The following is an 11,902-nucleotide window of genomic DNA, read 5'->3' as shown; positions in this document are numbered from 1 at the left end:
AGAATCATGAACCGACAACGACCCGACGGGAAGCCGCCGGGGAGCACGTCCGGCATGTCCGGAGTCTCCTGGGGAGGCATGGACGCCGAGGACCTGGACGACCTGCGCGACGCCGTACGCGGCGAATGCTCCCGCCACTGGCCGGCGTCCACCACCGCCGAGAACGGCGACCTCACCGAGGTCTGGGCGGTGGCCGCCCGGCAGGGCTGGACGGACCTCGCCGACCCGGAACTCACCCCGGCGGCGATCGCCGTGCAGGAGGAACTCGGCTCCGTCGCCTGCCCGTTGCCCGTCGTCGACGCCGCGCTGGCAGCGGGCGTCCTGGAGGCCCGCGGCCACGGCTCGGCCGTCCGGGAGATCGCCGAGGGCTCGCTCCGCCCGGTCCTGGCCCACGTGGCGCGGGACCGCGACGGCGACGACATCGTCGTACGACATCTCGAAGCCGGCGCCGTCGCCACGCACGTCCTGGCCGTCGACCAGGAGGCGGGCCTGCTGACCTGGCACGCGCTGGGCGGTGCCGTGGTCACCCCGTTGCCCGGGCTTGCCGTGCCGGCCTGGTCCGAGGCCCGTCTGTCCAGGCCGCCGGAGTGGACCGCCAAGCTGGAGGACCACCCCGATCTGCTCCTGCTGCGCCGCACCGGCCTGGCCGCCCGTGCCGTCGCCGCGGTGCGGCGCACCCATGAGCTGGCGGTCCAACACGCTTGTCAGCGTGAGCAGTTCGGCAGGCCGATCGGCTCCTTCCAGGCGGTGTCCCACCGGCTCGTCGACGTCGAGACCACCCTCACCGCGGCCCGGCGGCTCCTGGACCACGCCATGGTCCTGCTCGGCAGGGGCGACCCGCAGTGGCGGACGGCGGCGGAGATCCACCTGGAGTTCGTCACCGGAACCCTGGCCGAACTCCAGTTCGGCGGCCAGCACACGCTCGCCGCGGTGGGCTACTTCGAGGAACACGAAGCACCCTGGCTGTTCCGCCGGGCCCACGCCGACCTGGCCGTACTGTCCGCCGCCGCCGGTACGACGAGCGTGGGCGACCGGCTGCTCGACGAGGGCGCGCGGCTGCCCGATTTCGAACTCGGCCCCGAGGCGGAGCGGGTGCGCCGGGAGGTTCTTGACGCATTCGCCCCCTGGACGGACGGGCCTCCCGCGAACCTGAGCTCGTGGGACGACGCGGCGCGGGCCGTCCTGCGCGACCGCGACTGGATCGGCGTCGGCTGGCCGCGCGTGGTGGGCGGCGGCGGTTTCGCGACGGCGGAGGCGGCCGCCTTCTCCGAGGCGATCGCCTACAGCGACCCCCCGGTCGGCAACATCTGGATGGGCATCAACTCCATCGCGCCGATGCTGATCAGGACCGGACCTCCCGCGCTGCGGGACCTGCTGCTGGACGAGATCCGCCGCGGCGACCTGTCCGTCGCCCTCGGCTACTCCGAACCCGGCGCCGGATCCGACCTGGCCTCGCTGCGGACCCGCGCGGAACAGGTGCCGGGCGGCTGGCGGATCAACGGCCAGAAGCTGTGGGGCACTTGCGTGCCCGACTCCCGGCTGATCGTGCTCGCCGCCCGGACCGACCCGCAGGCCACCCCGCCGCACGCCGGGATCAGCCTCTTCCTGGTCGACTTGGACTCCCCGGGCATCACCGTCCAGCAGCACCGGTCCCTCGGTGGCGACGTGTCGGCGACGACCTTCTGGGACGACGTCTTCGTCCCCGAGGACCGGCTCATCGGCGAGGCGAACCAGGGATGGGCCGCACTGGGCGCCGCGCTCGCCGGCGAACGGGTCCTCATCGGCGCCGGTGTGATGAAGGCACACCGGTCCTTCGACCGGCTGGTGCGGCTGGTGACCGACCGTCCGGAGCTGGTGCCGCCGGCACGCAGGGCCGACCTGCGGCCGGAGATCGGCCGGCTCGCCGTCCGGCTCCAGGCCGCCCGCGCCCTGGTCAACGCCGCGGTCGAGGCCATGGCCTCCGGCGAGGGGGCGCGCAAGGAGGCGCCGATGGCCAAGATCACGGCGACCGAGCTCGCCGAGAACCTGAACGCCACCGCCGTCGCCCTGCTCGGTCCGGACGCCCTCTGCCACCACGGGACCGAGGGCGCGGTCGGCGACGGGCACTTCGAGGAGGGCCTGCGTTCGTCGGTCATGGGCGTGATCGCCGGTGGCACCGGTGACATCCAGCGCAACCTCGTCGCCCGGGGCATGGGCCTCCCGCGCTGACCGAGCAGGTTCCGAATCGGTCCGTATTCGCTCGCACTGGTCCGTACTCGTCCGTACTCGCACAAGGAGCGTCGCGCGCATGAAGGCATGGCAGTTCACCGCAGTCCACGAGCCCCTGGTCCTCAACGAGGTGGCGGAACCCGTCGCCGTCCCCGGCGAAGTCGTCATCGAGGTCGAGGCCGCCGGTCTGTGTCACTCCGACGTCGGCATGCTGGAGGACGAGAACTGGCCGCGCCACGGGGGCAAGAACCCGATCACACTCGGCCACGAGATCGCCGGTGTCGTCGGCGAGGTCGGCGAGGGCGTCACCGAATGGAAGACCGGCGACCGGGTCAGCGTCTTCCTCACCTACGCGTCCATGCCCGGCCACGAGCGGGACGGCGGGTACGCGCCCAGGATGCTCGCCCGCGCCGAGGACCTGATCCGCATCCCCGAGGGCGTCTCCTGGGAACACGCGGCCGTGGGCGCGGACGCGGGCGCCTGCTCCTACCACGCCCTGGTCGGCATCGGCCAGGCCGAGCCCGGCGACAAGGTGGGCATCATCGGCTTCGGCGGCCTCGGACAGATCGCCACCCGGATCGCGGTCCTCAAGGGCTACGAGGTCTACGTCGCCACCCGCAACCAGAACGTCTGGCCGCTGGCGCGGGAACTCGGTGCCCGGCGGATCGTCAGCGACATCCGGGAACTCGCCGACGAACAGCTCGACGTGATCGTGGACTTCGCCGGCGCCGGCACGACGACCGCCGCCGCCGTGGACGCGGTCCGGCGCGGCGGGCGGGTGGTCCTGCCGGGGATGGCGGCGCTGGAGACCACGATCAGCACGAAGTCGCTGATCATGAAGCAGGTCGCACTGGTCGGCGCGCTGGGTGCCTCCAAGGAGGCGCAGCGGGGCGTCTACGACCTGATGGCCACCGGCGATCTGAGCCCCGTCACCGAGACGATCCCCTTCGAGGAGATCGCCGCTGGGCTGGTCCGCCTGTCGAAGGGCGGACTGGACGCGCGCCTGGTGGCGCGGGTCGGGGACTGACCCCCCCAGCGGAACCGGGGCCACGGGCTCCTGCGGGCCGGCGCTCACCACGCCGGTCCGCCTGTCATCCGCGTCGGGACACGAGCGCCCGGCGGTCACCTGATCTTCCATCCGACAGGAGAACCGACATGAGCACCCACAACGGACGGGTCGCCATCGTGACGGGTGCGGCACGCGGCATCGGCGCCGGTGTGGCCCGGCGGCTGGCGCAGGACGGCTTCGCCGTCGCCGTACTGGACCTCGACGAAGCCGCCTGCGAGCAGGTGGTGGGCGAGGTCGGGCAGGCCGGCGGCCGGGCCCTTGCGGTGGGGGTCGACGTCACCGACGAAAAGGCCGTGCAGGCGGGTGTCGAGCGGGTGGCCGAGCAGCTCGGCGCGCCGACCGTGCTCGTGAACAACGCCGGTGTCACCCGGGACAACCTGCTGTTCAAGATGAGCACACAGGACTGGGACGCGGTACTGGACGTCCATCTGCGCGGCTCCTTCCTGATGACCCGCGCGACCCAGCGGTACATGACCGAGGCGCGCTGGGGCCGGATCGTCAACATCTCCAGCGTCTCGGCGCTGGGCAGCCGTGGCCAGGTGAACTACTCCGCGGCCAAGGCCGGGCTCCAGGGCTTCACCAAGACCCTCGCGATCGAGCTGGGGAAGTTCGGTGTCACGGCTAACGCCATCGCCCCGGGATTCATCGAGACCGAGATGACGGTGGTGACCGCGGCTCGGCTGGGTGTTCCGTTCGAGGACTTCAAGAAGACCGTGATCAACACGATCCCGGTGGCCCGTGGCGGCACCCCGTCGGACATCGCCCACGCGGTCTCCTTCTTCGCCGGCGAGGCCGCCGGCTATGTGTCCGGACAGGTCCTGTACGTCGCTGGCGGCCCGCACGGCTGAGCCGGGTGGACGCAGGGGGTCGCGATGACACTACGGAGCAACGTCCTCAAGGTGAAGGGCCGGTCCACGGAAGTACTCGTGGCGGGTTCCGGCGCTCCCGTCGTCTACATGCACGGGGCCGGCATCATCGCGGGATTCGAGTTCCTGACGGCCCTGTCCCACCGCTTCCGCGTGGTGGCCCCGCTCATGCCGGGCTACGGAGCGACCGAACCCGACCCCCTTCCCACCAGCCGTGACGAGGTGGCCGAGCACACCCGTGACGTGCTGGACACCCTCGGGATCGAGCGGACGGTCCTGGTAGAGCACTCGGTCGGGGGATGGCTGGCGGCGGCCTTCGCGGCTATCTTCCCGGAACGCGTCACCCTGCTCGTCCTGGCCGCACCCTTCGGCATACGCCTGCCGGGGTACCCGGCCCCCGACCTGGGGGCGATGAGCCCTCAGGAGCGGGCCGGGGTAATGACCAGCGACCCAGGCATCCTGCGGGGGCGCCTGCCCGACCGGCCCGACCCGGTGTTCACCGCCACGCGCGCCCGTGAACGGGCGGCGCTCCGCGGCTTCCTGCCCGGTCCCGTCGACCCGGAGCTGCCGGCCGTCCTGCCGCGGATCGGCATGCCGACGCGGCTTGTGTGGGGAGAGGACGACCAGGTCAGCGCCCCCGCTCTTGTGGGCGAGTGGCACAGGGCGATTCCGCACGCCATGGTGCGGACGGTTCGCGGCGGGGGACATCTGCTCCTCAACGAACGCCCCGACATCCTTCCGGCCGTGCTCGGAGACCCACGCGCGCAAGAAGTCACCTTGCCGACCTGATCGGCGCCGGCCCGAGCGGGCTCAGCGGACGGCGTGCCCCGCCCCCCCATGGGGGAGGCGGGGCCGCATTCGTCTTATAGGTATTCCGTGAACGGCTGGCGCAAAATTGTTATTGATCATTCCTGGTCGGTCGGCGCATGCCGTTTCGACAGGTGATCTTTCGCGGGCGTTCGCCCCCTCATGGGGAAGACGGGGCGGCGCCACTCATTCGCTGGTAAGTACAGGTAAATCCGGTCGTAGCCAACGACGTGCGGCGGGTCCCCGGTGAGTCGAATCCGGGGTCCGGCAGCCTTGCGTCGGCGTGGTTCCGACGCGGTGAAATATCTAAAACGAAAAAAACAATGCTGACGCAAAACCGTTGTTCTTTCGCTGAATGGCCCCTATCGTCATCGGCGTCACGTGGTTCTCATCGGCGTCACGTGACCTCCGTGGAGATGGTCGGGAGCGGTGTGCGCAGGCGAGGGCTCTCAGGACTCGCCCAACCGGCTCAGTCAGGCTCATTCCACCTGCGACGAGGCAGGAGAAGTACATGAAGGTCCGCATCACTCTGACGAGGTCACTGGTCGGCGCACTGGCGCTGGCCACACTGGCCGCGTGTTCGTCCGGCGGGGGCGATGCCTCCGTGTCGGCCGGCGCCGCTTCCGGCGGGGGCGCCGGCTATGTGGCGCAGTCACGGGCCCTTCTGGCGAAGGCGACCGAGGGCGCGGTGACGGGTCCCTCCTTCGGGACGGTCGCCGCCGACAAGCTCGTGGCCTGGAGACCGCAGGACATGCCCACCCCGAGCGCGCTGCCCACCGGCAAGAAGACCAAGGTGGACGTGGTGTACGCGTTCCCCGTGGGCAGCCCGCCGTACGCCACGCATCTGATCGAGAAGATCGCTCCGAAGCTCGGCTGGGACGTCAAGGTCTTCCAGGCCGCGACCCCCACCCAGCAGGGCGCGCTGGCCGCGATGCAGCAGGCGATCCTGGACAAGCCCGCCGCCATCGTCGTCCCCGTCGTCCCGGCCACCTGGATCACCCCCGCGCTGGAGAAGGCCCGGGCCCAGGGCATCCACACGGTCGGTATCCACCAGGACACGACGGGCGGCGGCGGCTTCGACGCGTACGTGCCGGCCGCCGAAGGAGTCCAGAAGGCGCTCCTCGCTGCCTGGGCGGTCGCGCAGAGCAACGGCAAGGCCAAGACCCTCCTGGTCAGCGCCCCTGGCTTCAGCGACGCCAACGTCCCCGCGGCTGAGAAGTACCTCAAGGACTGTTCCGGATGTTCGACGAAGAGCATCCAGTTCAACCCCGACGTCTTCATCGACCCGACGAAGACGCAGAGCAGCCTGGCCGCCACCCTGGCCGCGAACCCGGACGTCGACTACGTGATGTGGCCGAACGGGTCCGCGCCGCTGCCGGGTGCCCTCAATGGCATCAGCGCATCCCGGGACCGGAACGCCAAGCTCATCGTCAACACCGCGGGACCGGGCAGTGTCCAGATGCTCAAGGCGGGGAAGCTGCCGGTCGTCGTGCACCATCCCGAGGCGATGCTGGCCCTCGCCGCGATAGACCAGGTCAGCCGTCTCGTCCAGGGGAAGGCGCCCTTGGCGCAGGACGCGCTGCGGCTCCCGGTCACGTACTGGACGAAGCAGGACGCCTCCGCGCCCGACTACGCGTCGATCACGGCGGCCGAGCTGAAGGCCAACGACTGGCTGTCCCCGTACGAGAAGGCCTGGGACGTCTCGCTCAAGGACACGGTCCTCGGGGTCAGGAACTGAGATGACCAGTGAGAACCTGCTCAACGGCGCTTCGCTCGGCGGCACCCTCGCCGCCGAGCCGGCGGTCGACGCGGTCGGCCTGCGCAAGGTGTACGGCCCTACGACGGCTCTGGCCGGAGTGGACTTCCAGGTCCGGCCCGGCGAGATCCACGGCCTGCTGGGAGAGAACGGCGCGGGCAAGTCGACACTCGTACGGCTCCTGGCCGGCGTCGAACGACCCGACGACGGAGAACTCCGCTTCTTCGGGGAGCCCGCCACCGGAGGTCCCGGCGACCGCCGGGCGGCGGGGCTGGCCTTCATCCACCAGGATCTCGGACTTTTCCCGGAGTTCTCCGTCGCGGACACCATCGCGCTGTCGAGTGGGTACGTCCGGCGCGCCGGACTGATCGACGAGAAGGCCTCGGTCGCGGCGGCCCAGGCGGTGGTCGACCGCCTGGGGTTCGACTGCGACGTGACCAGGCCCGTGGGTGAACTGCCGCTCGCTGAGCAGACGTTGGTTGCCGTCTGCCGGGCTCTGGCCCACGGCGCCCGGCTCATCGTGCTCGACGAACCGACGGCCTACCTGGAGGCCCGTCAGGCCCGGAAGCTGTTCGACCTCCTGGCCGGGCTGCGTGCCGACGGAGTGGCCTGCGTCCTCATCACCCACCGCAGCGAGGACGTCCTGCGGGTCTGCGACCGGGTGACCGTCCTGCGCGACGGACGGACCGTCGCGGTGCGCACGGCCGAGGAACTGTCCGAGACGGAGCTGATCCGCCTGATCACCGGCCGGGGCGACGCCTCGGAGCGAGCACCACGACGGGAGGGGGCCCGCCGGGCCCGCCCGGTCAGGCTGGCGGCCGAGGGTCTCCGGGGCCGGGGCTTCGGACCGGTCTCGCTCACCCTCCACGAAGGGGAGGTCCTCGGCCTGTGCGGACTGGCCGACGCCGGTCAGTTCGCGGTCGGCCGGACCCTCGTCGGGGACCTGCCCCTCGACGGAGGCACCCTCGTCCTCGACGGGCGCCCCTACCTTCCCGGCACCGTACGCGCCGCACTGGCGGCCGGGATCGGATTCGTCCCCGCGGACCGAAGGGCGGACGGCCTCGCCGCCTCCCTCACCGCGGCGGAGAACATGCTGATGAGCCCGCCCGGACCGTGGTGGCGCCCGTTGCGCGGCTCGGCCGACGAGTCGACCTGCCGACGGCTGCTGGAGACGTTCCGGGTGTCGCCACCCCTGGCCGACCGCGAGATCTTCACCTTCAGCGGCGGCAACCAGCAGAAGATCCTGCTGGCCAAATGGCTCGGGTTCGACCGCCGCCTGATCATCCTGAACGAACCGTCGGCGGGCGTCGACGTCGGTGCCAAGGCCGACATCCACCAGGAGATCCGATCGGAGTGCGAGGCGAGGGGCACCGCCGCCCTGGTCATCACGACCGACTTCCAGGAGATCGTCGACCTGTGCGACCGCGCCCTGATCATGCGGCGCGGACACGTCGTCGGTGAACTCGGCGCGTCCCGACTCAACGCGGACCTGCTGACCGAACTGGCATACGGAGGAACGCCATGACCACCCCGACCCGAGAGAGCGTGCCGAGCGCGGCCGTACGACGTCATCAGCCGAGCGCTCGAAGCATCGGCGCCCTCTCGCACCGCCTCGGCAGGTACGGCCTGCTCCTGCTGCTCGTGCTGACGCTGGTCTCCTTCAGCCTGGCCCGCCCGGAGGAGTTCGCGACCTGGGACAACGTGAAGTCCACTCTCGACCAGCAGACGCCCGTGATCATCGGCGGTCTCGCGGTCATGATCCCCTTGCTCACCGACTCCATAGACCTGTCGGTCGGGGCGAATATCTCGCTGGCGAACATCCTGACGGCCGGCCTCACCACCAACAGCGGACTGTCGACCCCGCTCGCCGTCGTGGCCGCGATCCTGGCCACCACCGCCGTCGGCCTGATCAACGGTCTGATCGTCGAGCGGCTCCAGGTGACCTCGTTCGTCGCCACGCTCGGCATGGCGACACTGCTCGGCGGAGTCGGCCTGGCCTACAGCCACAGCGCGGACATCCTGACTGTCCCGAGCGCCGTCACGTCGATGGTCCGTACCGAGATTCTCGGACTGCCGCTCTCGGTCTACTACGGCATCGTCTGCCTGCTCGTCACAGCGCTGGTGCTCCGCTACCTGCCCGTCGGCCGGAAACTGCGCGCGGTCGGCGCCAACCCGCGGGCCGCGGCGCTCAGCGGAATCCAGCCGGGCCTGTACCGGGTGGCCGCCTTCACCCTCGGTGGCACCCTGGCCGGCGTCGCGGGCGTCGTCCTCACCGGCCAGCTCGGCTCCGCGACGGCCTCCGGGGCGGCGAACAGCCTGCTCCTGCCGATCTTCGCCGCGGTGTTCCTGGGCTCCACGGCCTTCACGCCGGGCCGACAGAACGTCACCGGCCTGTTCGTGGCCGTACTGTTCCTGGCCTTCGTCTCCTCGGGCCTGGTGCTCCTGGGCGCACCGTTGTGGGCATCTCCGCTGGTCAACGGGGCGGCCCTCATTCTCGCGGTGGCGCTGTCCTCGTGGGCCCTGCGCATCCGTGCCCGTCGGTTCCGCGTCCAGCAGCTCAAGCAGATGGACCGGGAGGAGGACGGGGCGTCTCCGACGTCACCCGCCGCACCGAACCGGAATGCGGGCCTGTCGTCCGATTGAGCCGTGAACCCGAGCCTACGGCGCGATGACCCGTTCGTGACGCGGAAATCAGCGCCTGGCCGGAACGCCGAACGTGTCGGCGACTCCAGATGGAAGCCGGGAGACAGCGTGAACGGATTGTCGTTCAAGAGCTTGGCCTCCCAGCGCGTCCTGGCGAAGGACGGCTTCGAGCCGATCGGCATGGCGCCGCGCTATCTACACGTCGACGGGGAGTGGCGGGACACCGCCTGTTCCAGCGGGTCGGTGCACGACGACGACCCGAACTCAGCTTTCTGAGCATTCTTATCTTGCGCACAGCGCACGCTTACGCCCTTGACGGAGGCCGCCCATAGCTTCCGGGCATGACGGGAAACCACAAAGACACAACGATCAGTCGGCGCCGCGCCCTCGCGGTGACCGGTGGGACGGTCGCGGCGGGCGGCCTGGTGGCGGCCGGGTTCCAGTCGGCGTTCGCCGACACCGCTGACACGACGGCCTCGGCGAGTGCGACCAGCTCGACCGGCAGTGAGTGCATGACGCTGATGACGAGCGTCACGGAGGGCCCCTATTACCTCGACGGTGCCCTGGTGCGCAAGGACATCACCGAGGGCAAGGCGGGCGTCCCGCTCACCTTGTGCCTGACCGTGGTCGACGCCACGGACGGCTGTACCCCGGTCAAGGGCGCGGCGGTGGAGATCTGGCACTGCGACGCCTGGGGCTACTACTCCGGCTACACCACCGCCAACCCCGGCGGCTCGGCCCCCGCCGAGAGCGAGGAGGGCGACTCGGCGAACGACCAGACGTATCTGCGGGGTTATCAGGTCGCCAACGCCAATGGTGTCGTCAAGTTCGAGACGATCTTCCCGGGCTGGTACACGCCCCGCACCTGCCACATCCACGTCAAGGTGCACACCGGCGGCGAGAAGGAGGACGGTACCTACGAGGGCGGCAAGGTCAACTACACCGGCCAGCTGTTCTTCGCCGACGACATCGCCGAGGAGATCTTCACCCTCGACCCGTACAGCAAGCACACTGGCACGTACACCGTCCTCGCCGACGACATGGTCTACGACGGTGGCGGCGCCGCCAGCGGTCTGCTCACCCTCAAGGCCGTGCACAAGAAGGACCCGTCCAAGGGCTACAAGGGCTCGCTTACCCTAGGCATCGATCCGGACGCGGAGAACACCGGCGCGGGCAGCGGCGGAGGCGGCACACCCCCCAGCGGCGCCCCGAGCGACGCGCCTACGGGTACGCCGCCCAGCGACAGCGCCTCCCCGTCGGCCTCCGCCTCCTCGTAAGGTACGACGATGCAGAGCCGCGAGGACGAGGCGCTGGCGGGGGCCGCCGTGGACGCGCTGACCGGGCAACTGGCACTGGCTCCCAAGCCGGGCCTGCCGGATCCGCGTGACCTGGCAGCCCGGACGACCGGAGTGGACCACCGCGCCCTGCGGTGGTCGGCCAAGGCGCTGGCACCCGGCCTCGCGGCGATGGCGGCGGCCGCCCGCCGCACCGGCGAGCCCACCGCTCAACTCCGCGCCGAACTGGGCGCGATAGGCCGCTGCACCGAACACTCGGTGACGCTCGCGGGCGGCGGCCATCGGGGTGCCCTGTGGGCGCTGGGCCTCCTGGTTGCGGCGGCCGCCCTCGACCCTTGCGCCGGGGCGAAGGACGTCGCCGCGACCGCCAAACGGATCGCCACCCACCCCGACCGACGCGCCCCGCGCCGCCCCTCGCGCGGTTCGTCGATCTCGGCGAAGTACGGTGCGGCCGGTGCGCGGGGCGAGGCCAAGGCCGGATTCCCGCACGTACGGCGGGCGTTGGACACCCTCGCCACGGTCCGCGCGACCGGGGCGAGCGAGACCCAGGCCCGCCTTGACGCCCTGCTCGCCGTGATGTCCACCCTCCAGGACACCGAACTCCTGCACACCGCGGGCCCGTTGGGACTGCGCCATGTCCAGGCGGGCGCCCGCGGTGTCCTGGAGTTGGGCGGTACGGCGACGGAGGCGGGCGCGGAGGCACTGTCCGCCTTCGACAGCGACCTCCACACGCGCGCGTGGAGCCCTCGCGGAAGTGCGGGGCTCCTGGCGGGTGCGCTGTTCCTGGACTCACTGCCGGTCAACTCGTCAACACAGGCTCCCTGAGGCGCAAGAGAGTCAGCAGGCCCGCATCGGGTTCGGCGATCTCCGTCAGGACCGCGGTGCCTCCCCGCCGCTGCACATGTCCAAGGCCCTGAGGGAGAGCTGGGCGAGATAGCGCCGGGCGGGTCGAATGCGTTCAGCGCCGGATCGAGATGGACGCTGTACCCGCCGTCGCCGCGGGGACCTGGAGCATCGAAAAAATCGTTGCGCTACAGGATCCCGGCCGTCTCCTGAGTGCCGCTCAGGGCGACGACCAGTCCGGTGTGGGGAGTCTTTGGTGATCGTGACGTATTCCCACACCGCGAAGTCGCGCTCGCTAGGCCTCATCGCGTCCTGGTCGCCGAGGACGGGGCGCGGCCGGGCCGGCGCTGCGTGCACGCCAGGCCGTCACCACCACCGACCAGAGCACCCCAGTCCATCAGCGGCCCCTCTTTCT

Annotated in this window: 9 protein-coding genes and 1 pseudogene; all 10 read left to right on the top strand. The window is 70.8% G+C overall.

The genetic code is table 11. The features are described 5' to 3' along the window. Positions 1-6 precede the first annotated feature (6 nt). The 10 genes and pseudogenes from ABZT04_RS26255 to ABZT04_RS26210 all read left to right on the top strand — a co-directional run bounded on the left by ABZT04_RS26255 (position 7) and on the right by ABZT04_RS26210 (position 11,469). On the top strand, positions 7-2,208 hold the full coding sequence (locus tag ABZT04_RS26255) for an acyl-CoA dehydrogenase family protein (RefSeq protein WP_356059430.1): 2,202 nt from the start codon (positions 7-9) through the stop codon (positions 2,206-2,208). 79 nt (positions 2,209-2,287) lie between these two features. Beyond that, positions 2,288-3,235, top strand: coding sequence for a zinc-binding dehydrogenase (locus ABZT04_RS26250; RefSeq protein WP_356059429.1), 948 nt, complete (start codon positions 2,288-2,290; stop codon positions 3,233-3,235). Positions 3,236-3,363: 128 nt separating this feature from the next. Then, the gene (fabG, locus tag ABZT04_RS26245) at positions 3,364-4,125 is read left to right on the top strand and encodes a 3-oxoacyl-ACP reductase FabG (RefSeq protein WP_356059428.1); all 762 of its coding nucleotides are present in this window, start codon (positions 3,364-3,366) and stop codon (positions 4,123-4,125) included. A gap of 24 nt (positions 4,126-4,149) precedes the next feature. Further along, positions 4,150-4,932 (top strand): alpha/beta hydrolase, encoded by a 783-nt coding sequence (locus ABZT04_RS26240; protein ID WP_356059427.1) that lies wholly within the window; start codon positions 4,150-4,152, stop codon positions 4,930-4,932. Between the two features lie 529 nt (positions 4,933-5,461). After that, positions 5,462-6,688, top strand: a complete 1,227-nt coding sequence (locus ABZT04_RS26235) for a sugar ABC transporter substrate-binding protein (protein ID WP_356059426.1) — start codon at positions 5,462-5,464, stop codon at positions 6,686-6,688. A gap of 1 nt (position 6,689) precedes the next feature. After that, positions 6,690-8,231: a sugar ABC transporter ATP-binding protein gene (locus ABZT04_RS26230; RefSeq protein WP_356059425.1), complete on the top strand. Its 1,542-nt coding sequence runs from the start codon at positions 6,690-6,692 to the stop codon at positions 8,229-8,231. Continuing rightward, positions 8,228-9,349: an ABC transporter permease gene (locus ABZT04_RS26225; protein ID WP_356059424.1), complete on the top strand. Its 1,122-nt coding sequence runs from the start codon at positions 8,228-8,230 to the stop codon at positions 9,347-9,349. Before ABZT04_RS26230 ends, ABZT04_RS26225 begins: the two co-directional genes overlap by 4 nt. Before the next feature lie 129 nt (positions 9,350-9,478). Then, a pseudogene (locus ABZT04_RS26220) lies at positions 9,479-9,625 on the top strand (alanine acetyltransferase); the annotation flags it as partial. A 65-nt stretch (positions 9,626-9,690) separates the two neighbouring features. Next, entirely contained in the window at positions 9,691-10,626 is a 936-nt protein-coding gene (locus tag ABZT04_RS26215; protein ID WP_356059423.1) for an intradiol ring-cleavage dioxygenase, read from the top strand. A 9-nt stretch (positions 10,627-10,635) separates the two neighbouring features. Beyond that, complete coding sequence (locus tag ABZT04_RS26210; protein ID WP_356059422.1) at positions 10,636-11,469, top strand: triphosphoribosyl-dephospho-CoA synthase; 834 nt, start codon at positions 10,636-10,638, stop codon at positions 11,467-11,469. Positions 11,470-11,902: the final 433 nt, after the last annotated feature.

Origin of the sequence: Streptomyces sp. NPDC005492 (assembly GCF_040605995.1) — a bacterium.
In the GTDB taxonomy this organism is placed as follows: Bacteria; Actinomycetota; Actinomycetes; order Streptomycetales; family Streptomycetaceae; genus Streptomyces.
This window is presented reverse-complemented; position numbering and strand designations above follow the sequence as displayed.

Excerpts from the sequence above, each read along its gene's own strand:
- ABZT04_RS26255 (WP_356059430.1), top strand. The coding sequence starts at position 7 with ATGAACCGACAACGACCCGACGGGAAGCCGCCGGGGAGCACGTCCGGC.
- ABZT04_RS26250 (WP_356059429.1), top strand. The coding sequence starts at position 2,288 with ATGAAGGCATGGCAGTTCACCGCAGTCCACGAGCCCCTGGTCCTCAAC.
- fabG (WP_356059428.1), top strand. The coding sequence starts at position 3,364 with ATGAGCACCCACAACGGACGGGTCGCCATCGTGACGGGTGCGGCACGC.
- ABZT04_RS26240 (WP_356059427.1), top strand. The coding sequence starts at position 4,150 with ATGACACTACGGAGCAACGTCCTCAAGGTGAAGGGCCGGTCCACGGAA.
- ABZT04_RS26235 (WP_356059426.1), top strand. The coding sequence starts at position 5,462 with ATGAAGGTCCGCATCACTCTGACGAGGTCACTGGTCGGCGCACTGGCG.
- ABZT04_RS26230 (WP_356059425.1), top strand. The coding sequence starts at position 6,690 with ATGACCAGTGAGAACCTGCTCAACGGCGCTTCGCTCGGCGGCACCCTC.
- ABZT04_RS26225 (WP_356059424.1), top strand. The coding sequence starts at position 8,228 with ATGACCACCCCGACCCGAGAGAGCGTGCCGAGCGCGGCCGTACGACGT.
- ABZT04_RS26215 (WP_356059423.1), top strand. The coding sequence starts at position 9,691 with ATGACGGGAAACCACAAAGACACAACGATCAGTCGGCGCCGCGCCCTC.
- ABZT04_RS26210 (WP_356059422.1), top strand. The coding sequence starts at position 10,636 with ATGCAGAGCCGCGAGGACGAGGCGCTGGCGGGGGCCGCCGTGGACGCG.